At 61.6% G+C, this 22,612-nt stretch carries 19 protein-coding genes; 13 read left to right on the top strand and 6 right to left on the bottom strand.

Annotated elements, in window-relative coordinates:
* Positions 1–55: 55 nt before the first annotated feature.
* Positions 56–1,180, bottom strand: a complete 1,125-nt coding sequence (locus tag ACZCWR_RS26195; RefSeq protein ID WP_487305930.1) for a YbdK family carboxylate-amine ligase — start codon at positions 1,178–1,180, stop codon at positions 56–58.
* Positions 1,181–1,367: 187 nt separating this feature from the next.
* On the opposite strand from ACZCWR_RS26195, the gene ACZCWR_RS26200 reads away from it, so the two are divergent.
* The 3 genes from ACZCWR_RS26200 to ACZCWR_RS26210 are packed head-to-tail and all read left to right on the top strand — an operon-like array spanning position 1,368 to position 5,221.
* Complete coding sequence (locus ACZCWR_RS26200) at positions 1,368–2,642, top strand: acyl-CoA dehydrogenase family protein (protein WP_487305931.1); 1,275 nt, start codon at positions 1,368–1,370, stop codon at positions 2,640–2,642.
* Between the two features lie 14 nt (positions 2,643–2,656).
* On the top strand, positions 2,657–3,997 hold the full coding sequence (locus tag ACZCWR_RS26205) for an LLM class flavin-dependent oxidoreductase (protein ID WP_487305932.1): 1,341 nt from the start codon (positions 2,657–2,659) through the stop codon (positions 3,995–3,997).
* Positions 3,998–4,045: 48 nt separating this feature from the next.
* Positions 4,046–5,221: an acyl-CoA dehydrogenase family protein gene (locus ACZCWR_RS26210; protein ID WP_487305933.1), complete on the top strand. Its 1,176-nt coding sequence runs from the start codon at positions 4,046–4,048 to the stop codon at positions 5,219–5,221.
* 10 nt (positions 5,222–5,231) lie between these two features.
* Here the strand turns inward: ACZCWR_RS26210 and ACZCWR_RS26215 are convergent, their stop codons facing one another.
* On the bottom strand, positions 5,232–6,080 hold the full coding sequence (locus ACZCWR_RS26215; RefSeq protein ID WP_487305934.1) for a transposase: 849 nt from the start codon (positions 6,078–6,080) through the stop codon (positions 5,232–5,234).
* Positions 6,081–7,123: 1,043 nt separating this feature from the next.
* Here ACZCWR_RS26215 and ACZCWR_RS26220 point away from each other — a divergent pair.
* Entirely contained in the window at positions 7,124–7,762 is a 639-nt protein-coding gene (locus ACZCWR_RS26220) for an NADPH-dependent FMN reductase (protein WP_487305935.1), read from the top strand.
* A gap of 12 nt (positions 7,763–7,774) precedes the next feature.
* On the opposite strand, the gene ACZCWR_RS26225 is transcribed toward ACZCWR_RS26220, so the two are convergent.
* Genes ACZCWR_RS26225 through ACZCWR_RS26240 form a run of 4 tightly spaced genes read right to left on the bottom strand, consistent with a single transcriptional unit; the run spans position 7,775 to position 11,222 of the window.
* On the bottom strand, positions 7,775–8,590 hold the full coding sequence (locus ACZCWR_RS26225; RefSeq protein WP_487305936.1) for a type 2 periplasmic-binding domain-containing protein: 816 nt from the start codon (positions 8,588–8,590) through the stop codon (positions 7,775–7,777).
* Entirely contained in the window at positions 8,583–9,395 is an 813-nt protein-coding gene (locus ACZCWR_RS26230) for an ABC transporter permease (protein ID WP_487305937.1), read from the bottom strand. The genes ACZCWR_RS26225 and ACZCWR_RS26230 overlap by 8 nt, the downstream gene beginning before the upstream one ends.
* Complete coding sequence (locus ACZCWR_RS26235) at positions 9,388–10,194, bottom strand: ABC transporter ATP-binding protein (protein WP_487305938.1); 807 nt, start codon at positions 10,192–10,194, stop codon at positions 9,388–9,390. The genes ACZCWR_RS26230 and ACZCWR_RS26235 overlap by 8 nt, the downstream gene beginning before the upstream one ends.
* Positions 10,191–11,222 carry an ABC transporter substrate-binding protein gene (locus ACZCWR_RS26240; protein ID WP_487305939.1) on the bottom strand — a complete coding sequence of 344 codons (1,032 nt, stop codon included), beginning with the start codon at positions 11,220–11,222 and terminating at the stop codon, positions 10,191–10,193. Before ACZCWR_RS26240 ends, ACZCWR_RS26235 begins: the two co-directional genes overlap by 4 nt.
* Before the next feature lie 295 nt (positions 11,223–11,517).
* On the opposite strand from ACZCWR_RS26240, the gene ACZCWR_RS26245 reads away from it, so the two are divergent.
* From ACZCWR_RS26245 to ACZCWR_RS26285, 9 genes are read left to right on the top strand one after another with little or no spacing between them, the layout of a single operon-like run.
* Entirely contained in the window at positions 11,518–13,041 is a 1,524-nt protein-coding gene (locus tag ACZCWR_RS26245; protein ID WP_487305940.1) for an ABC transporter substrate-binding protein, read from the top strand.
* The gene (locus ACZCWR_RS26250) at positions 13,038–14,036 is read left to right on the top strand and encodes an ABC transporter permease (RefSeq protein ID WP_487305941.1); all 999 of its coding nucleotides are present in this window, start codon (positions 13,038–13,040) and stop codon (positions 14,034–14,036) included. The genes ACZCWR_RS26245 and ACZCWR_RS26250 overlap by 4 nt, the downstream gene beginning before the upstream one ends.
* A 59-nt stretch (positions 14,037–14,095) precedes the next feature.
* On the top strand, positions 14,096–14,887 hold the full coding sequence (locus tag ACZCWR_RS26255) for an ABC transporter permease (protein ID WP_487305942.1): 792 nt from the start codon (positions 14,096–14,098) through the stop codon (positions 14,885–14,887).
* Positions 14,884–15,906: an ABC transporter ATP-binding protein gene (locus ACZCWR_RS26260; RefSeq protein ID WP_487305943.1), complete on the top strand. Its 1,023-nt coding sequence runs from the start codon at positions 14,884–14,886 to the stop codon at positions 15,904–15,906. Before ACZCWR_RS26255 ends, ACZCWR_RS26260 begins: the two co-directional genes overlap by 4 nt.
* The gene (locus tag ACZCWR_RS26265) at positions 15,896–16,888 is read left to right on the top strand and encodes an ABC transporter ATP-binding protein (RefSeq protein ID WP_487305944.1); all 993 of its coding nucleotides are present in this window, start codon (positions 15,896–15,898) and stop codon (positions 16,886–16,888) included. Before ACZCWR_RS26260 ends, ACZCWR_RS26265 begins: the two co-directional genes overlap by 11 nt.
* Positions 16,889–16,904: 16 nt before the next feature.
* On the top strand, positions 16,905–18,500 hold the full coding sequence (locus ACZCWR_RS26270; protein WP_487305945.1) for an ABC transporter substrate-binding protein: 1,596 nt from the start codon (positions 16,905–16,907) through the stop codon (positions 18,498–18,500).
* Between the two features lie 32 nt (positions 18,501–18,532).
* A complete protein-coding gene (locus ACZCWR_RS26275; RefSeq protein WP_487305946.1) occupies positions 18,533–19,678 on the top strand; it encodes an LLM class flavin-dependent oxidoreductase in 1,146 nt (381 codons plus the stop codon).
* A gap of 22 nt (positions 19,679–19,700) precedes the next feature.
* On the top strand, positions 19,701–20,915 hold the full coding sequence (locus ACZCWR_RS26280; RefSeq protein ID WP_487305947.1) for an acyl-CoA dehydrogenase family protein: 1,215 nt from the start codon (positions 19,701–19,703) through the stop codon (positions 20,913–20,915).
* A 26-nt stretch (positions 20,916–20,941) separates the two neighbouring features.
* Positions 20,942–22,594, top strand: coding sequence for a rhodanese-like domain-containing protein (locus ACZCWR_RS26285; protein WP_487305948.1), 1,653 nt, complete (start codon positions 20,942–20,944; stop codon positions 22,592–22,594).
* Positions 22,595–22,612: the final 18 nt, after the last annotated feature.

A 22,612-nucleotide genomic window follows, 5' to 3' on the forward strand; every position in this document is an offset into this window, starting at 1 on the left:
CTTTTTTCTAAACTTTGCCTTTAAGCGGTCGGTTCATGCGTGGTCGAAAAAAAGCTCAAGCCGGCTCCTTCCCTCGCCAAATCTGGCACTGCTGACGAACCACCTCGTGCAGCGAGTCATGCGCGCCATAAATTCGCCTTAGCTGCATGGCGTCCCCCGTGCCTTGCGTGACTGCATGGCGAATTGCATCGAGCCCGGCTTCCGCCTCCAGTGCCTGCGCATGTTCTCCGATGGTATCGAGTGTAGCCAGAATGTCATCGCGAATCGACGCGCGCTGCCCGCTCTCGGGATTCACGCACATTCCATCCAATCCGAAACGGCACGCCATGAAGCGGTTCGCGCGATACACCTCGTAATCCCGCTCGCTAAGATTCACAGGCCGATCGATCAACAGATATCGTGAAAGCGTCTGAATATAAGCGGCAATTGCAGCGGCCCATTCGACGCGCAAAGGCGTATCCATCACGCGAACTTCGATCGTGCCAAAGCCGGGACTCGGGCGAATATCCCAGTAGAAATCCTTCAGACTCTTGGCCAGACCCGTGTCCGCCATGCGATTGAAATACTGTTCGAAGTCGGCCCAGCGCGTGACGAACGGTGCGTGTCCCGACAACGGAAACGGCGCGACGGAATTCAAACGCGCGCACTGAAACTGCGTATCGCTGCCCTGCACATACGGCGACGATGCCGCCAGCGCAATAAAGTGCGGCACGTAACGCGACAGCGAATGCAGCAACACGAGCGCCGAATCGGGATCGGGACAGCCCACGTGAACGTGCTGCCCGAAGATGGTGAATTGCTGATAGAGCGCGCCGTACAAACCCATCAGATAGTCCGAGCGTTCGCGTCCGTCGGAGCGCTGATCGAACCAGTTCTGAAAGAAGTTCGTGCCGCCGCCGCACACGCCCACATTCAGAAAGTCGGCTGCCTGAACGAGCGTGTCGCGCAGCACCAGCAATTCGCTTCGCGCCTGCTCGTAATGACGGCAAATGCCGGTGGAGAGTTCGATCATCCCTTCGGTCGTTTCGGGATTGATCGCGCCGGCGAAATTCTGCGCCTTGACGAGATTGAGCAACTCCGTTGCCGCTTTCGTGAGATTGAAGTCGTGCGTGTTGACGACCTGAATTTCGAGTTCGACTCCAATCGTGAACGCCTCGGACGACGCAAAGGGCTGCAGCATGGATTGTCCTGTTGTTTCGCGACGATGACCTGTCAGGGCGTCTCAATCTTACGCGTCTTTCATTGCGAGGAACCGGCCTGCGCGCCGCAGCCGGTTTTAAACGCGCGCGTCATAACCTTCCAAAAAATGCTTCGTTGCCTGATGCACGTTTAATGCCTAACGTGCGAGTTCATCTTCGAGCCTCGACATGACCGCACACGAAACAACTTATCCCGATGCCCCGGCCCATATTGCCGACGCAACGCTCTTATTCGGCGCCGATCCGCTCACGCAGCGTTTCCAGCCGGTTTTCGACCGCATCGCGGAAGGCGCGATTAAGCGCGAGCAGAACCGCACGCTCGCCTACGACGCCGTGCAATGGCTGCGCGACGCCGGTTATACACGCCTGCGCGTGCCGCGCGAATACGGTGGCGAAGGCATATCCATCGCGCAATTCTTCGCGCTCGTCACGCGGCTCGGTCAGGCGGATTCCAACCTGCCGCAAATCCTGCGCGTGCACGGCGGTTTCATCGAATCGCTGATCGAGAGCCATGACGAGGAGCATCGCGAACGCTGGTTCGCGCGCGTGGTGCGGGGCGAGATCGTCGGCGGGGCGGTGTCGGAGCGTACCGGGCAAACGCGCAATACGCTGAAGGCCACGCACGAGAACGGCGAAGTGCGGCTCGATGGCGAGAAGTTCTACAGCACCGGTTCCCTTTACGCCGATTGGGTCGATGCTTCCGCCCACGACGGCCAGAGCGATGTGCGCATTCTGGTGCAGGCCGATACACCCGGCCTTGAGCGCGTCGATGACTGGGACGGTTTCGGCCAGCGTCTGACCGGCAGCGGCACCACGCGTTTTCATGGCGTGCGCGTGCCCGCCGATCAGTTGTACAAGCGTTTCGATGCCAGCGCACCGCGTCGCGGCACGCTGCTCACGCCGTACTATCAGCTCGTGCATCTGGCCAATCTCGCGGGCATCACGCGCGCGGCGCTGCATGAAGCCACGCTTTTCTCTCGCAACCATACGCGCACCTTCGGCGTGCCGGGCAAGTCCAGTCCGCGCGACAATCCGCTTGTTCAACGCGTGATCGGCAGGCTCGCGAGTCTTGCTTATTCGACGCAGAGCATCGTCGCGGCGCTCGCGGCATCGCTCGATGCGATCGTCACGGCGCGCGCGCTCGGCAACGCCGGTAACGATGCCTACATTCGCCTCGATATACAGGCGTTTCAGGCGCAGCAGATCGTCATCGAACAAACGCTGGAAGCCACTACGTTGTTGTTCGAAGTGGGCGGCGCATCGGCGACGAGCGAAACGCGGCGGCTCGACCGCTACTGGCGCAATGCGCGCGTGCTGGCCTCGCACAATCCGGCCATGCTGCGCGAAGCGGCGATCGGCGCGTTCTATCTGAATGGCGAAGCACAGAGCGAACGCTTCAGCACGCCGCCCGCCGACACTCGCGAGCGCGACGCGCAGAACTGAGCCATCTTCCCTTCATGAGCCAGAGCCACAGCAAGAAACAACTCATCCTCAACGCGTTCGAGATGAATTGCGTCGGCCATATCAATCATGGTTTATGGACGCATCCGCGCGACCGTTCGACGGACTATCGCAAGCTCTCGTACTGGACGGAGCTTGCCGCGCGCCTCGAACGCGGTCTCTTCGATGGCCTGTTCATCGCGGATATTGTCGGCGTGTACGACGTGTATCAGCAGTCCGCGGATGTCACCCTGCGCGAATCCGTGCAGCTTCCCGTCAATGATCCGATGATGCTCGTCTCCGCGATGGCCGCCGTCACGCGCAACTTGGGCTTCGGCATCACGGTGAATCTCACGTATGAAGCGCCGTATCTGCTGGCGCGGCGTTTCTCCACGCTCGATCATCTGACCGATGGACGCATCGGCTGGAACATCGTGACGGGCTATTTGGACAGCGCCGCGCGCGCGATGGGCCAGACGGAAATGATCGCGCACGACGAGCGCTACGACCGCGCCGACGAATATCTCGATGTGCTAAACAAACTGTGGGAAAAAAGCTGGCAGGACGATGCCGTGAAGCGCGACCGCGAGAACCGCGTGTTCGCCGATCCGTCGAAGGTGCACAAGATCGAACATCATGGCCGCTATTTCGATGTCGAAGGCTATCACCTGTGCGAGCCGTCGCCGCAACGCACGCCCGTGCTGTTTCAGGCGGGTTCGTCGGGACGCGGACAGGCGTTCGCCGTGCGTCATGCCGAATGCGTGTTCGTGTCGAGTCAGAGCAAGGAAGGCACGCGCGCAATCGTCGATGCCTTGCGTCGTCAAGCGGCGGTTGCGGGACGCGCGCCGGGGGCGCTCAAGATCATCATGGGCATCACAGTCGTGGTCGGGCGCACGCAGGCCGAGGCAGAAGAGAAATTCGCAGAGTACGCGCGTTATGCGAGTCCTGAAGCGGGGCTCGCGCATTTCGCGGCGGGCAGCGGCATCGATTATTCGACCTTCGCACTCGACGATGAACTCGCGCCGCCGGGCGGGCATAAAGCACGCGGCATCGAAACTGCCGTGCAGCGCGTGACGGATGGCAAGAGCGGCTTTACCGTGCGGCGTCTGCTGGACCAACTCAAACTCGGCGGACGCTATACGACGCTCGTCGGTTCGGCATCGCAAGTGGCCGACGCCATGCAATCGTGGATGGATGAAACCGGCATCGACGGATTCAATCTTGCGCGCACCGTGACGCCCGAATGCCATGAGGATTTCATCGATCTGGTCGTGCCTGAATTGCAGACGCGCGGCATCTACAAGACGGCTTATGCGGAAGGCACCTTTCGCGAAAAGCTCTTCAGGCAAGTGACTTGAGCGGACATTCGCTGATACCCTTGAGGCAATACGCACAGGAGACGCCGAATGAGCCGCACTGACGACACCGCGTGGATGCAACCGCTCAACGCGATGCTCGCGGAATGGTCACGCACCGCCGCCGCGCGCGACAAAGCCGGTGGCACCGCGTTTCACGAACGCGGGCTGTTGCGTGAGAGCGGGCTACTGCGTTTGAGCATTCCCGTCGAACTAGGTGGCGACGGCGCGAACTGGGCCACCACGCTCGATGTCGTGCGGCGCATGGCGCAGGTGGACAGTTCGCTGGCGCATCTCTTTGCGTTTCATCATCTGCAACTCGCAACCATTCGGCTTTTTGCGCGCGATACGCAGATTCGCCACTGGCTTTCGCAAACGGTCGAACAAGACTGGTTCTGGGGCAATGCGCTCAATCCGCTGGACAAGGGCGTGCGTGCACTATCGGACGATGCGAAAGGCTTTTTCTTCGATGGCCGCAAGAGCTTTTGTTCCGGCGCGCGGGATTCGGACATGCTGATCGCTTCCGCGTTCGATGACGAAGGGCGCTTGCAGATCGGCGTGACGCCGACGCAGCGAGCAGGCATCACCGTGCTCGACGACTGGGACAACATGGGTCAGCGTCAGACGGACAGCGGCACGGTGCTGTTCGAGCGCGTGAGAATAAGCGCGGACGAATTGCTCAACGATCCCGGACCGATGTCGAGTGCGTTTGCGTCATTGCGTCCGCTACTCGCGCAGTCGATCTTGTGTCACATCTATCTGGGGCTGGGCGAAGGCGCGTTGCAGGCCGCACGTGAAGCCACGCGCGCGCAGACGCGGCCGTGGATTGCATCGCAGGCGGCGAGTCCAGCCGAAGATCCGTATGTGCTGGCGCATTTCGGCGAGTTCTTCGTCGCGCTGGAAGGCGCACGCCTGCTCTGCGAACGCGCGATGCAAACGCTCGATGGCGCATGGGCACGCGGTCTTGCGTTGACATCGGACGAGCGTGGCGAAGCGGCGCTTGCGGTGGCGACGGCGAAGGTCGCATCGGCGCGTGCGGGGCTGGATGTCGCGCATCGCATGTTCGAAGTGACGGGCGCGCGTTCGACCACGGCGGCGCTCAGGCTCGACCGGTTCTGGCGGAACGTGCGCGTGCATACGCTGCACGATCCGATCGACTATAAGGTGCGGGAGTTGGGGGACTGGGCGCTGAATGGGGCGGTGCCGAAGCCTTCGTTTTATTCTTGAGTGCTTCGTATCACTGATCTTCATTGCAAGTCTGAGTGCTGGCCTCAGCTTTCTTCGCCGCGCGTCCGGTTCGCGCCGCACGATAACGCCGCTCTCGCTGCCAGTCGAGCCACGACCGCAACAACGGCCAGCGCGCGTGGACGATATCCTCCAGTCCGCGCCGCCATTCGACGAACCGGTAGCGGCGCAAATCCAGATCCCGCTCGATTTCATCGACGCTGCATCCCTGCAAGAGCAAGCGCGCCACCGCAGGCAGGTATTGCTCGACGAGCGGCGTGTCGAACAGCGTGTCTGCGTAGAGGCTCGGCGTACGCGCGAATTCATCGATCCAGCCGAGAAATTCACGAGCTTGCTCTTCCAAAGACGGAGGCATGCTCGAATCGTTTTGATGAGGCCGGCTGCGCCACCAATCATGCAAGGAAGGCGCGCGCCGCTGCATTTCGCTCAGGAAGGCCTGCGTCCAATGTCCGGCGGCGCCTGGGGTGATCCTGAGATGCGTGGCGATCAGCGGCTCCGACCAGCCTGCAAGAGACAAACTCAAATGCACGCGCCACAGATGCGGGTAAAGCAATCCCTTGAGCGCGGTATCGGTCGATGCGGTGAACCACTTCTCGCAGACACAGCACACATATTCGGCGCGCCGCGATGACCATTTCCTGCGCTTTCCGGCTTTGATCGTGGTGCTGCTGCAATACGGGCACGCGGCGGGGATCATGTCGTTGACCGCGCCTAGCCATGTCAGGAACTTGAGCGCTTCTTCGTGAAGCCTCGCAGGAAGCAGGCACAGCGGATCGACGCCTTTCAGGAGATCGGCCTCGGCGGCGTAGTTGGTTCTTAGTGGAACGGGTGCGTCGTGCATTTTTAGCAAGCGTTTATCAGCCCTTGGCGCGTGCGCGCGCTTAGGGGGCCAGACCTTATCGGATTTGGGGTGGGTTCGATAGTCAGAATAGTCTTAAAGTGTTGGCGGTAGTGGGCCGAGGGGCTGCTGTTGGTTGTGCTTTTATTGCAGTACCGCCTCCCCGGCGGGGGGGTGACTTTCTTTGCTGCTGCAAAGAAAGTCACCAAAGAAAGCAGCTTTTTACCCCAGGCACGATGGCTGGAAAGTGTGGTCTGGATTAACGATACAGTGGCCGCATTAGGATGTCCCACGGTTCGTTAAGCGCGTGGGCAACCTAGCGATTGCGCGCTCGAATCCTTTGGTTTTAGTGGACCGCATTCATTCTTTCGGCCATGCGCTTCGCGCGCCGAGAACGTAAGAACGGAATCCCGCAGCGTACTAGTGCCCAGCCACCTCACACCTCTCCGTTATGTCGTCATTCGGCCCTACCTTGGTAAGCGCTGCTGGGCAAAGAACGCACACCACGCAAGACCTTTTCGTCGGAGCACTAACCAAGGTGGGGCCGAATAGCAATCTTGCGGGGAAGCGTGATGTGGCTGGGCGCTTATAGGCTGCGGGATTCCGTTCTAAAGCTCTCGGCGCGCGAAGCGCATGGCCGATTGAATGAATGCGATCCACTTAGCTTTGATTATTCGAGCGCGCAATCGTCAGGTTGCCTAAGCGACTTGTTATGCGTGGCAAGTCCTATTGCGGCCACTGTATCGTTAAACCAGACCACACTTTCCAGCCATCGTGCATGGGGTAAAAAGCTGCTTTCTTTGGTGACTTTCTTTGCAGCAGCAAAGAAAGTTACCCCCCCGCCGGGGAGGCGGCTACTGAATATAAAGCACAAACAAGAGAAGCCCTTTGCATGACATAAAGACAGCCCAAACCCTTCCGGACCACAATAATCCCTAACCCCAAATCCCCATATCCTTAACACCATTCCTACGTTCCACACCCCACCCGCGCGAGCTACCATACCCAATCCAAGCAGCACCGCAAACTTCTCCGGAGCCCCAACCTTGACCCGAAATGACTTTTCGCGCCGGCCGCTCGTCGTTGGCATCGGTGGAACGACGCGTCCCGCTTCATCGACCGAACGCGCACTCGGCTTCGCGTTGAAAGGTGCGGCGGAATCCGGCGCGCGCGTGCGTCTGTTCGGCGGCGCGTTTCTGCACAGCCTGCCGCACTACGCACCGGAATCGCGCGAACTAACCGACGCTCAGCGCGAGCTCATCGAAGCCGTCCGTCAGGCCGATGCACTCATCATCGCGACACCCGGCTATCACGGCGGCATTTCCGGTCTCGTGAAAAACGCGCTCGATACGCTGGAAGAACTGCGTCAGGACGAACGTCCCTATCTCGATGGCCGCGCGGTCGGCAGCATCGTCACGGCTTATGGATGGCAGGCGGCGGGCACGGTGCTTACGTCGCTGCGCTCGATCGTGCATGCGCTGCGCGGATGGCCCACGCCCTTCGGCGCCGCGGTCAACACGCTGGAAACGCGCTTCGAAACGGCGGATACGTGCTCGGATGAAAAGGTCGTCGAACAGCTTCGCACGGTGGGACGTCAGGCATCGAGCTTCGCGCTGGCTTTCGGCGCGGCGCAGTCGGATGGTTACCACGACGTAGAACAACAGCTTGCCGTGGTGCACGAGTAAGTCAGTCATCATTCAATGGCAGTACAGATCGTTCTGCGCATTGAACATCTCGAACGCGAGCCGCGTGGCCTGATCTTCACGCAATGATTCAAGCCGCCGCTCGCGCCGCCAGCCGCTCACCGTGCGTTCGACGAACGCAGCGCTCGCCATATCCCCGCCTTTCGATGCAACGAACGCAGGCACCGGCGCAATTGTGCTCGGCAAAATGCGGTAATACGCCCAGTCCGGCTGCTTCATCAACGCGCGTACGACAAGTTCATCATCGATGAGCGCGGCACATTCGCCCGCCTGAAAGGCGAGCAAGGCATCGAGCGGACGATCGTAGTCCTGCACGCGTGCGCCATAGCGAAGCCCGGCACGCGCCGCAAACTCATTCCCATGCGATGCGCATATCACGCGGTCTTTAAGATCGCTCATACGTTGCACGTTCCCATGCCGCAAGACGAGCGCGACACCGCGCCCCGATGTATAAGCCGTCGGCGCAAACGCAATCGATGCATCGGGCGCGAAAGAAAGCCCTGCAATCGCCAAATCGGCGTGACCCGATTCGACGGCCGCACGCGCTTCATTCGACTCCGCAAGCACGATGCGCAAAGGCAGACCTAGCCGATGCGCCATATCCTCCGCCAACGCCAGAGCGAACGCATCGGGTGAACGCACGGACCGATCGACCTTGCCGACCGTCAATGCCGGCGCGGGCCGCGATGGCACCGCGACGATCAACGCACCGCGCGCAAATGCTTCGGGGAACGGACGATCATCGGAACAAAAGCTCATGCACACCAGCAGCACGACCAAACCCGCCAGCGCATAAACGCTCCTATCCATTCTGCGCAAGCCCCACGCGCCAGCGCAGCAAACGGCGCTCGAGCATCGAAAGACTTTTATTGATGGCAAGCCCGAACACGGCAAGCAGCACGATACCCGCATACATATCGGGAATCTGAAACGTCTCCTGCGAATTGAGCGTATAAAAGCCCAGCCCGGAACGCGCGCCGATCATTTCCGCCGCCACGAGCGCGGTGATGCTATACGCACCCGCCAACCGGATACCCGTCAATATCTCGGGCAACGCCGAAGGCAACACGACCTTCGCGAAGATGAAACCTTGCGATGCACCCATCGACCGCGCACAATCCACAAACACGCGTTCCACCTGCTTCACGCCCGAAATCGTATTGAGCAACACCGGCCAGAACGCAGCCCACACGATGATCGCGATCTTCGATGCCTCGCCAATCCCCAGAAACAGCATGAACACCGGAAACAGCGCGAACGCCGACACCTGCCGCAGCAGTTGATAGAGCGGATCGACGATACGCTCCGCGCGCTGAAACCAGCCAAGCGCGAAGCCGCACGCGACACCGCCTGCTACCGCCAGCAAGAGTCCGGCGATGGAACGCATCGCACTTGCGCCGAGATGCTGCCAGACATCACCGCTTTCGACGAGATGCGCGATCGCTATCGCGACCTGCGACGGCGGACTTAGGTACGCCGTGCTAACTATTCCAAGCCGAGGCAACAACTCCCACAACAGCGCAAACACGATGAGCGCAATGGAACGCTCGACGAACACGGACCAGCGTATGCGCACGGTCCGCGCATGGCGAGACGGTATAGCAAGATCAGCCAAGCGTAACCTCCACCTTTCGTTCATCTGCAAGCTCGACCCGCAAGCTCTCCCAGGCACGCTGCCTTAACGCGACGAACGCGGCGCCATGCCGGATGGAAGCATCGCGCGAACGTGGCAGATCGATATCGATGATTTCCTTCACGCGCCCGGGCCCGCGTCCCATGATCGCCACGCGATCGGCCAGAAAAATCGCCTCGTCGATGCTGTGCGTGACGAACACGACCGTCTTCGCGCTCTGCTCCCAGATGCCAAGCAATTCCTGTTGCAACGATTCGCGCGTTTGCGCATCGAGCGCGCCGAACGGCTCGTCCATCAACAGAATCTCGGGGCCATACGCCAGCACGCGTGCAATCGCCACGCGCTGGCGCATGCCGCCCGACAACTGGTGCGGATAGTGTTCCGCGAAATCGAGCAAGCCCACGAGTCGCAGAAACCGCTCCGCTTCGATACGCCGTTCCGCGCGCTTCACACCGCGAATCTCAAGACCCGTTTCGACGTTCTTCCTCACCGTGCGCCACGGAAAAAGCGCATAGCCCTGAAACACGAAGCCGAGCTTGCGGCGCGCGGCGCTCACCGGTTCGCCGTCCACCGTGACAGCGCCGGATGTCTGCGCGACGAGTCCCGCAAGCACACTCAGCAAAGTGGATTTACCGCATCCGCTCGGACCGAGCACGGCGAGGAATTCGCCTTCGCGCACATCGAGATCGAAGCGTTCCAGCACGGTATGGCGCGCATCGGTGGCTTCGTTGACATACGTGAGCGAGACATCGCGCACGACGATCTTGTTGCGCACGCTCATGACGGATTGGCGCGCGTCGCTACGCTTGCCGTGGCCTGCTTGCCCGCATACACGTTGTATTCGTTCGTATAAACGTCCTTGACGTGAACCTTGTCCTTGGGAATCTTGCCGGCCTGTTCAAGAATATCGATGTAATACTGAATCGGCGGCTCCGTCACGACGAGATCCTTCACATACGCGTAACGCTCGACCAGCTTCACGTCGATGCCGAGCCTTTCCGCCGTGAGCTTGCGCGCTTCGTCAGGATGCTCGTTGACCCAATTGCCCGCCTTCGCAATCGCGGTGACGAAGTCCTTCACCGCCTGCGGATGCGCCCGCGCAAACGCGCCATTCACGCTATACGGCGCCATGCCGCCCAGGCCGCCATCCTCATCCCAGTCGCTCCATAGCTTGTGCAGTTGCGGGTCCGCTTCCGCCGCGCCCGAGAACGGCGGATGAATGATCGCGATATCCACGTTCTTCGTGACGAGCGCCTGTTGCGACTGGTTATCCGGCACCACGAGCCAGTTCACCTTCGACACGTCCACGCCATGCTGAGAGAGATATTTCTTGGTGACGAATTCCGCGCACGCGCCGAAGCTGTTGAACGCTACCGTTTTTCCTTCGAAGTCCTTGGGACCGCGAATGCCTGAATCGCTGCGCGTGAAATATTTCATATGCGGTGCATCCGGCAGCGTTTCACCGCCTGCCGACACCACCTTGATATCCGCGCCGCTTGCTATCGCCGATATGACGAGCGGCACCATGCGCGTGCCGAAATCGATCTCGCCGGTGCCCACGAGCGGAATGATCTGCGGCGCGGAAATCTTGCCGACATATTTCGGACGCGTGCGGGTGCCATCGAAATAACCGAGCTTGTCGGCGAGATACACCAGATCGAACGCGGGATTGTCCGGATACTTGAAGTAGGTCACCTCCGTTTGCGCGGACGACGTTTGTTCTTCATGAGATTTATTGCAGCCCGATAGCGCGAGCACGACGAAAGCGCATGCCATGACAAGCACGCGATTCGTAAAAGACGCCTTCATAAGAATCGACCTGAGTGAGCGGAATGAAAGAAATACGAGATTCTCCCGCCCCGTTCTTTACGCTCAAACCAAGCAAAAGTGCTTAACCAACGTAGTGCACGCTGAAAAGCTTTCCATGTGGCATGTGAAGCGAATATCACTTTTCCTACGTTGTGAACGGTGTCGAACGCGGCTTACGATTTCTCTCTCCCCTTCCCGCCTCAACGCAGTCGCGTCTTCATCGCCCATGCCCAGCCGCAGAGAATTTCTTATCAGAAGCAGCGCGCTCGCCAGCGCCGGTTTGCTCGAATTGCCTTTGACCGCACACGCCGCGGCGCCGACGGTGCTCGTCGCCAATACGTTGCCCGAGCCAGCCGGTTTGGCTTCGGGTTCCACGCCCGCGAATCCGACCAATGTCGTATCGAGCAATTTATTCGATGGACTGATTACCTACGACGAAAACTTCCATCCCGTGCCGCAACTCGCGCGTTCATGGACCGAATCGGACGATCGCCGCACCATCACGTTCAAGCTGCGCGACGATGTGCGCTGGCACGATGGCACGCCGTTCACCTCGGCTGACGTGCAGTATTCGATCATGGAAGTATCGAAGAAAGTGCATCCCATCGCGCGGCCCACTTTCGCGCAGATCACCGCCGTCGATACGCCCGACGCGCACACCGCCGTGTTCCGTCTCGCGCAGCCATCGCCGGTGATCTGGGCTTACCTCGATACGTCCTCCGCGTTCATCTTCCCGAAGCATCTCTATGCGGGCACCGATCCGCTGACCAATCCGTACAACGCGAAACCGGTCGGCACGGGCGCGTTCGTGTTCAAGGAATGGAGCCGCGGCAACTACATCCGCTTGACGAAAAATCCCGACTACTGGGACAAGAGCAAGCCACGCGTGGACGAACTCGTGTTCCGCATCATTCCCGATGCAAGCGCACGCAGCGTCGCGCTTCAAAGCGGCACCGTGCAATACGCACCGCTCACGCCGGTATCGCTGATCGAAGCGCGCAGACTCGAACAAGACCCGAATCTCGTGATCGATTCGAAGGGCTGGCGCTCGAATGCGCCGATGTTCTTCATGGACTTCAACCTGCGCCAGAAGCGCTTTCAGGATGTGCGCGTGCGGCAGGCCATCGCGCATGCGATCAACACGAAACAGCTTGCGCAAGCGGTGTTTTATGGCTTCGCCACGCCCGCGACCGGGCCGGTGCCGAGCTATCAAAAGAACTTCTATACAGCAGACACGCCGCAATATCCCTACGATCCCGCGCGTGCCGAAGCCTTGCTCGATGAAGCCGGTTTGAAGCGTGGCGCCGATGGCGTGCGCCTTCGCTTCAATCATCTGAATCATACGTACGGCGAAGATTATCAACGCGCGGGCATGTTCATTCAGCAGCAGTTGAAACGCATTGGCGTGGAGGTCACGCTCATCAACTACGACTTGCCGACATACCTGCGCAAGATTTTCAGCGAACACGATTTCGACACGATGAGCGCGTTCTACGCCGCCTTCGCCGACCCGCAGATTGGTGTGATCCGCCGCTTCTGGTCGAAGAACATCATCGCGGGCGCGGCGTGGAGTAACGGTTCCGGCTATGCATCGCCGGAAATGGATGCGGTCGTCGAAAGCATTCAGACGGAGCAGGACCCGCAAAAGCGCACGCAGGCCATTCACCGATTGCAGGTACTCGCGCAGCGCGACGTGCCTTCCATCACGCTCGCGGAACTCAAGTTCTTCCGCATCTATTCGAAGCGTCTGCAAAACGTGAACACGACGCCGATCGGCGTATATGCGTCGCTCGACGATGTGGGACTGAGTGCGACATGAGCACGAACGCGGTAACGCACCGGCCATGGCCCTATCCATTGCGACGCGCGTGTCAGGCGTTGCCGTTGGTCGCGGTCATCGCCATTGCGAACTTCTTCTGGCTGCGGCTCGCACCGGGCGATCTTGCCGACGTGATCGCAGGGGAAGCGGGCGCGGCCACCCCCGAATACATGGCCGAATTGCGCCGTCAGTTCGGCACCGATCAGCCGCTCGCGATTCAATTCATCGCGTATCTCAAGCGCCTCGCGCATCTCGATCTCGGCTGGTCGTTCCGCTATAACGAATCGGTGCTGCATCTCATCGGACAGCGCTTGCCGGCCACCGCGTTGCTGCTCGTGAGCGCGCTCGTGATCGCGTTGATCGTGGGTTGCGCGGCGGGCACGTTGGCCGCCGTATCGCGCTGGCGCTGGGTCGATGTGCTCGTGTCCGTCATCGCGACGCTCGGCTTCGCCACGCCGCTGTTCTGGCTCGGCCTCATGTTGATGGTGCTGTTCTCGGCACATCTGCACTGGCTGCCTTCGGGCGGCATGACCACGCTCGGCGCGAACCTGCACGGCTGGGCGCATGTTCGCGACATCGCCGCGCATATGGCGATGCCGGTCTTCTGCCTCTCCGCGTATTACCTCGCCATCTACGCGCGGCTCATGCGCGCTTCGGTGCTCGAAGTGGCCGGGCTCGACTTCGTGCGCACCGCGCGCGCCAAGGGCGTATCGCGCTGGCGCGCGGTGGTGTCGCATGTGGTGCCGAACGCGCTGTTGCCCATCGTCACGATGACCGCGTTGCAGTTCGGCACGCTGTTTAGCGGGTCCGTCGCCATCGAAACCGTGTTCAGTTGGCCGGGCCTCGGGCAACTCGCGCTGGATGCGGTGTCATCGCGCGACCTCAATCTCCTGCTCGGCATTCTGTTCGTCAGTTCGTTGCTGGTGCTTGCGGTAAATCTACTTGCGGACCTGGCTTATGGCTGGTTCGATCCGCGTATCGAGGTGGAACGATGAGCCACGTCCTTACCTTGAATAGACTTCGCATCGCACCGAGCTTGTTTGCAGGCACGCTGATGTTTATCGTTATCCTGATCATCGCGATAACGGCGAAGCATCTGACCGCCTACGATCCGATGGACATGGTCGGCACGCCGTTCGTGTGGCCCGGCACCGACCGCGCGTTTCCGCTCGGCACCGACATGATGGGCCGCGACATTCTGAGCGGCATTGCCTACGGGGCGCGCGTGTCGCTGGAAATCGGCATCGCGGCGGGCGTTCTGGCGGCGCTCGCGGGCGCGTTGGTGGGCGCGGTTGCAGGCTTCTATGGCGGCATCGTCGATGAAGCCTTGATGCGTCTCACCGAATGCTTCCAGACCATGCCCGCGCTGCTGTTCGCCATCGTCATGGTGGTCGTGGTGAGGCCGAGCGTGCCGACCATCGTCCTGAGCGTGGCGTTGACGAGCTGGCCGCAGGTCGCGCGTCTGGTGCGCGCCGAAGCGCTGCGCGTGAGCCGCGCGGAATACGTGCAGGCCGCGCGCGTGATCGGCATGGGCCGGGCGCGCATCGTCATGACACACGTGCTGCCGAACGTGATGACACCCGCCATCGTGATGATCTCGATCCTCGCGGGCAACGCGATCCTCACCGAAGCCGTGCTGTCGTTTCTTGGTCTCGGCGACCCGAACGTGGTCACGTGGGGCAGCATGATCGGTTCGGGACGCGAAGCCTTGCAGACCGCGTGGTACATGACCGCGATTCCCGGGGGCGCGGTGCTGGTCACGGTGCTCGCGCTGAATTTGCTCGGCAACGGCCTGAACGATCTGGCCAATCCGCGCCATCATGGCGCACGGCGGAGCGGCGCATGACGACTTCACCGCTTCTTCAGGTGGACGAACTGAACGTCGCGTTTCGTACGCGTGATGGCGCATCGGCACTGGCTGTCGATGGGCTTTCGCTGCATATCGCGCCCGGCGAAACGCTCGCGCTCGTCGGCGAATCCGGCTGCGGTAAATCGACGACGGCGCTCGCGCTCATGGGCCTTTTATCCGCACCCGATGCGAACGTCACGAGCCGCGCGATGCGTTTCGACGGCGCAGACCTGACCAAGCTCAACGAACGCGGCTGGCGCGCGCTACGTGGCGGCGGCATCGGCATGATCTTTCAGGACCCGCTCTCCGCGCTCAATCCGGTGCGCACGGTGGGACGGCAGATCGAGGAAGCGATCACGCTGCATCGTGGATTGCGTGGACGTGCTGCGCGCCGCGATGCGCTCGAATTGCTGCGCCTCGTCGGCATTCCCGAGCCTGCGCGACGCATCGACGATTATCCGCACCGGCTGTCCGGCGGCATGCGTCAGCGCGTGCTGATCGCAATGGCGCTCGCGGGCGAACCACGTCTGTTGATCGCCGATGAACCCACCACCGCGCTCGACGTCACCATTCAGGCGCAGATTCTCGCGCTGCTCGCGTCCTTGCAACGGCAAACGGGCATGGCGCTGCTGCTCATCACGCATGATCTTGGCATCGTCGGGCAACTCGCGCATCGCGTCGCGGTGATGTACGCCGGCCGCAAGATCGAGGAACGCAGCGTCGATGCGCTGTTCGATGCGCCGCTGCATCCCTATACGCAGCGTTTGCTGCGCGCGCGTCCGCCGCACGGTGCGCAAGAACGCGGCGCGCGCACGCGTCTTTCCGAAATTCCCGGCGCCGTGCCCGCACCCGGTCTCGCACCTGGCGGATGCGCCTTCGCTCCGCGCTGCGCGTTCGCCGAAGCGCGTTGCCGCGATGCCGTGCCGCCGTGGCACGTGCACGGCGCAGACGGCGTGCGTTGCATTCGCGCTCAGGATACCGAACTTATCGAAGCGAGGCACGCTCATGCTGCTTGATATCGACACGCTGAGCGTGCGTTACCGGACGCGACGCGGCGTACTCACCGCCGTCGATGAAGTCTCGCTCGGCATCTCGCGTGGCGAGACGGTGGGCCTCGTCGGCGAATCCGGCTGTGGCAAGAGTTCGCTCGGCCGTGCGCTGGTGCGTCTCATCGATGCGGACAGCGGCGCGATAAGACTCGACGGCACCGACATCTCCCAACTGAACGCGCGCCGCCTACTGCCCTGGCGCAAGCGCATACAGATGGTCTTTCAAGACCCGCTCTCCGCGCTCGATCCGCGCAAGACGGTGCGCAAGACGCTCTCTCTGCCGCTGCAACTGCATGGCATCGGCACGCGTGCGGACCGGCGTGAACGCATCGATACCTTGCTCGCGCAAGTGGGACTCGCGCCATCGCTCGCGAACCGTTTGCCGCATGAACTCTCCGGCGGACAGCGGCAGCGCGCGAACATCGCGCGGGCGTTGTCCATCGACCCGGATATCGTCATCTGCGATGAACCGGTTTCCGCGCTCGATGTGTCCTTGCAGGCGCAAGTGCTCAATTTGCTTGGCGACCTTCAGCAGCAGCGCGGCATGGCGTATCTGTTCATCAGTCACGATCTGGCGGCGGTGGGACATCTCGCGGACCGCATTGCCGTGATGTATCTCGGGCGTATTGTCGAAGTGGTGCCGCGCGCGCGGCTTTGGAAGGACGCGGCGCATCCGTACACGCGACTGCTGCTTGATTCCATTCCTTCTCGCGCATCTCGTTCGTCATCCGAATCGAATTCGACGTCGGCGGAATTGCCGAGCCCTTTCGATATTCCGCAAGGTTGCCGATTTCGTCAGCGTTGCCCGCATGCCATGAGCGTGTGCGGCGAACTCGAGCCGCAGCCGGTGACGTTATCGCGCAGACATACAGTGGCGTGCCATCTGCATCAGGAAGCAACCAGCGTCGCGCCCGGAGAAAGCGCGGCTAAACCTATTGTCATTGCATGAACGGGGAGTATTCGAATTGATCACGCGTCGTCAGTTCTTTCAGATGGCCGCTGCCACCGCCGCCGCGCCGATGCTGCCCGGCTTGGCTTTCGCTGCTGACAGCGCCAAAGATCACGCGGTGCTTCAAGCGAGCATCGTGCCTGAACCGGCGGGCTGGGTAGCAGGACTGAACATTTCCAATCCGGCGGTCATTGTGTCGGTGAATCTGTTCGACGGTCTCATCACATACGACGATGCGCTCAAGCCCGTTCCGCAACTCGCGCGTTCATGGGAAGAAACGCCCGACCGCAAGACCGTGACCTTCCATTTACGCGACGATGTGAAGTGGCACGACGGCCAACCCTTCACGTCCGCCGACGTGCAGTATTCGCTGATGGAAGTGACCAAGCGCTTCCATCCACGCGGCGGCGCGACCTTCGCCACGCTCGATGCAGTGGACACGCCCGACGCGCACACCGCCGTCTTTCGCTTCTCGTCACCCGTGCCCGCCATGTGGGCCGCACTCGGCGGCTTCGAAACACAGATCTTGCCGAAGCATCTCTACGCAGGCACTCCGCCGCTCACTAATCCGCTGAACGCGCGGCCGATTGGCAACGGACCGTACAAGTTCCACGAGTGGCAGCGCGGCAATTACGTGTCGCTCGAACGCAATCCCGACTACTGGGACAAGAACAATCCGCCGCACTTCGAGCAGATCATCTTTCGCATCATCCCCGATGCGGGCGCGCGCCTGACCGCGCTCGAATCCGGCGACCTGCGCTATGCACCGACCGATGCCGTCTCGTTGCCCGACCTCGCGCGTCTGCGAAACGACAAGCGTTTCGTCGTGTCGAGCCGCGCGTTCGATGGCATCGCGCCGGTCTGCTTCTTCGACTTCAACATGCGGCGCAAGCAGTTTCAGGACATCCGCGTGAGACAAGCGTTCGCGCATGCGATCGATCGCGATGCCCTTGCACACATCGTCTGGTATGGCCTCGCGAAGCCCGCGCAAGGACCGATTCCGAGCTATCAGAAGGACTTCTTCAAGCCGGACCTGCCGCAATACAAGTTCGATCCCGCGCAGGCCGAAGCCTTGCTCGATGCAGCGGGCCTCAAGCGCGGCAGCGACAACGTGCGCCTGCGCCTGAACAATCTGCCGCTTCCGTTCGGCAATCAATACACGCTGACGGCGCAATTCATTCAGGCGCAGTTACGGCGAATCGGCGTGGAGCTTCAACTGATCGCTACCGACGTGCCGACCTTCAATCGCCGCGCCTACGCCGATTACGACTTCGACACGCTCACGAACTGGTACTCCGCCTTCGCCGATCCGCAACTCGGCGTGACGCGCCGCTACTGGACCAAACAGATCAAGCCCGGCTCCACGTCGAGCAATGCGAGCGGTTACAGCACGCCCGAGATGGACCACTCTATCGAAGGGTTGGTGAGCGAGGCCGATCCCGTCAAACGCAAGCCCTTCATCGACGCCATGCAACTCATCGCGCAGCAACAGGTGCCCTCGATCAACCTGCTCGAACTGCACTTGTATTCGATCCACGCGGCGGATCTCACCGGCTTCAGTTCGACGCCGATGGGCGCGTATTCGTCGCTGGCCGGCGTGCGCAACGCCTGACGTCCCGTTCAATTCACAGGTCACGACATCGCATGAACTCTCCCGCCGAATTTCCCGACAGCCCGCTCTCGCGCGCCATGCGCCAGCCCTTGATGCTCGGCCTGTTCCTGCCCATTCAAAGCGGCGGCTGGTCGATGTCCACCTTGCCGCGCACCACCGACTGGACTTTCGACTACAACGCACGCCTAACCAAAAAAGCCGAAGCGCTCGGCTTCGATCTTGTGTTCGGGCTTGCACAATGGCTCGGGCGCGACGGCCACGGCGGCGAGATGCGTTATCGCAATCTGTCGCTGGATTCGTTCATCACCATTGCCTCGCTGGCGTCGATCACGGAGCGCATCCTGCTCGTTTCGACGTTGCACATTCTCTATGGCAACTGGCATCCGCTGCATCTCGCCAAGTTCGGCGCAACGCTCGATCATATTTCGCAGGGACGCTGGGGCCTCAACATGGTGACGGGGCATTCCATCGACGAAGCGGAAATGTTCGGGCGCAGCGGGCATTTCGAGCATGACGAGCGCTATCGCATGGCGGCTGAATTCGTCGAACTCATGGACAAGCTCTGGACGCTCGACGAAAACCTCACCTTCGACGGCGAATGGTATTCGACGAAGAACGCGTTCTCGTCGCCGAAGCCGCGTTATGGACGGCCCGTGCTCGTCAACGCGACGAGTTCGCCCGCGGGCATTGCATATGCAGCGAAACATTCGGACCTGATCTTCATCACGAGTTCGGCGGGCGCGCAGATCGATGCCGCGCTCGATGTATTGCCCGCGCATACCGCGCAGATTCGCGCAGCGGCAGCGGATAACCAGCGCGAAATACGCACGCTGATCAATCCGACGATCGTGTGTCGCCCGACCGAACGCGAAGCGCACGCCTATCACGATGCAATTCTCTCGCACGGTGACTTCGGCGCAGTCGATGGCTTCACCGGACGCCGTAGCGATGCGAAAGCGTGGGCGAACCATCAGCGCGAACAACGCGTGCTGGGCGGGAACATTCAGATCATCGGATCGCCGGAACGCGTGGTGGAGGATCTCTTGCGCCTTAAAAAAGCGGGCGTCGATGGTGTGCAACTTACCTTCTTCGACTTCGAGCCGGATCTCGCGTACTTCGGCGAAGCGGTCTTGCCGTTGATGGAACAAGCGGGTTTGCGCATCGCAATCGATCGCTGAATTTTTATAAGGAAATCGAAACATGAATGCCGTCGTCTCACCTCGAAACGCCTTGCAGAGCGTCCTTCCGGGAAGCCGCGAACTGCGCGCGTTGATCGACCATATCGCCGCGAGCAGCGAAGCGCGCGATCAGGGAGAAGCCGATACACGCGATGCCATCGAACGCGTTCGCGCAGCGGGTCTGGGCCTATTCCGCCTGCCCGTTTCCGAAGGCGGCGCGGGCGCCACGTTGCCGCAACTCTACGAACTCGTGCTCGAACTCGGCGCGGCGGATTCGAATATCCCCCACATCCTGCGCAATCACTTTGCGTTCGTCGAAAAGGCGAAGCGCGCCGCGCATCTGCCGCACTATGCGCGCTGGCTGGAACGCGTGCGCGCGGGCGAGCTGTTCGGCCTCGGCGCAAGCGAAAACGGCACGCAACATGTCGGCGATGGCGATGGCAACACGCGCCTCGTGCCGCACGGTGCGGGCTTTCGTCTCACCGGCACGAAGTTCTACAGCACCGGCAATCTGTACTTCGATCACATCATGGTGAATGCGAAGACACCGGATGGCCGCTTCGTCGTGGCGCGCGTGGGCGTGCGGCAAGCGGGCGTGGATGTGCGCGACGACTGGGACGGCATCGGTCAGCGTTTGACGGCAAGCGGCACAACCGTCTTTACCGATGTCGAAGTCGATGCGCGCGACGTACTCCCGCTCGACGAAGACGTGAAGATCGCGCATCAGGCCACCTTCGCGCAGTTGTGGCTGACCACGATCATCGCGGGCATCGTGCGGCGAATCGCAACGGATGCCGCGCGGCTCGTCGCGACGCGCGGCCGCAACTATTACCACGCAAGCGCCGAACGTCCCGCCGACGATCCGCTCCTGCAACAGATCGTCGGCGAATTACAGAGCGCGGCGTTCATCGCGGAATCTGCCGTGCTCCGCGCGGGCGCGACGCTGGGCGCGGCCTTCGATTCGTCGCTCGCGGGCAAGCAGGACGACGCGCTCTATATCGAAGCCGCGTTGCAGGCAGCCAAGTCGAAAGTCGCCATCGACGATATTGCGTTGAAAGCGGCCACGCGTCTGTTCGATGCAGGCGGCGCATCGGCGGCGACGCAACGCGCGCGGCTCGACCGTCACTGGCGCAACATCCGCACGATTGCCTCGCACAATCCGGTGGCTTACAAGGCGCGCGCCATCGGCGATCATGCCGTGAATGGCGCCGCGCTGCCGCATGCCGCGTTCTTCTGATTTTATATTGCAAAGGATTCCTGCTCATGTCCCGCTCCGTTTCCCCTGCGCAGTTGCGCACGCTGATTGCTCAACGTTCAGAACTCGCCGTGCTCGATGTGCGCGAGGAAGGTGTTTCCGCGCGTCGCCGTTTGTTCTACTCATCGGTCGCGCCGGTGGGGCGGCTCGGACTCCTGATCGAACGCCTGGTCCCGAGGCGCGGCACGCCTGTTGTTCTCGTCGATACCCACGGCGAGCACACGCCGCGCGCGGCCGCGTTGCTCGCGCGCTGGGGCTATGCCGATGTCTCGATACTCGAAGGCGGCGTGGACGGCTGGGCGCAGGCGGGATTCGAAGTCTTCAGCGGCACCAACGTGCCCGGCAAGGCGTTCGGCGAAGTCATCGAACATGCACTCGGCACGCCGAATATCGATGCGCTCACGCTCAAGGCGCGTCAGGATGCGGGCGATGATCTCGTCGTGCTCGATTCACGTCCGTTCGACGAATTCAACACGATGAACATTCCTGGCGGCATCGACTGCGCGGGCGCTGAACTGGTGTATCGCGCGCTGGCGGCAGCACCTTCGCCTGAGACGCTGATCGTCGTGAACTGCGCGGGGCGCACGCGCAGCATTCTCGGCGCGCAATCGCTCATCAATGCGGGCGTGCCGAATCCGGTCGCCGCGCTCACGGGCGGGTCGATGTCGTGGCTTCTATCGGGACTCGAACTCGAACACGGGGGAAATCGCACCGCGCCGCGTCCGGGTGCCGCCGCGCTTGCTCGTGCGCGTGAACTCGCGGCGGCGGCCGCCCGTCGAGCGGACGTGCCGGTCATCAACCGCGAAACGCTTGCCTTGCTGGAGAAGGAAAGCACGGAGCGCACGCTGTATCGCTTCGACGTGCGCGACCCGCTCGAATACGAGGCGGGCCATCCGGCAGGCTGGCGGTCCGCGCCGGGCGGCCAACTCGTCCAGGCGACGGACGAATACATCGGCACGCTGCACGCCCGCGTGGTGCTGCGCGACGACGATGGCGTGCGCGCACGCATGACAGCGTCGTGGCTCAGGCAGTTGGGCTATCTCGACGTGCGTATCCTCGATGATGCGGCAAGCAATGCATTGGACACCGAATCGTTCGAAGCAGGACCGGAGCCGCTACGTGTACGTCCGCATGGTGCGCGCACGCGCTGGATCGAGCCGGATCATCTGGCGCGCGATTTGAACGACGGGCGTGCGCAAGTGGTCGATATCGATCGGAGTCTTGCGTTCAGGCGTGCGCATATCGCGGGTGCGCGCTTCATTGCGGCGAGCGAACTTGCGACGCATCTGCACCGGCTTTCGCGCGATACGCCGCTCGTGCTGACATCGAACGATGGCGTGCTCGCGGGTGTCGTCGCGGCAGAACTCGCGCGGCATCGCGACGATGTAGCCGCGTTGATCGGCGGCACGCGCCGTTGGCTCGCGCTTGGCTTTCCGAAAGATTCGGGCGATACGGACAACCTCACCGGCGACGACGATGCGTGGTATAGCCCGTATCACGCGCAGCCCGATCAGGTCGCCGCGCAAATGAACGGCTATCTTGCGTGGGAATTGCAGCTCGTCGCGCAGCTCGAACGCGATGGCCTTCATTCCATCGATGTAGTGGACTTCGGCACGTCCACGGCACAGCGCAGCCGTGAGCGTTTGAACACGTTGAAATAACGATAGGATGATTGTTTC

It is taken from the genome of Caballeronia sp. A2-2 (assembly GCF_057612605.2).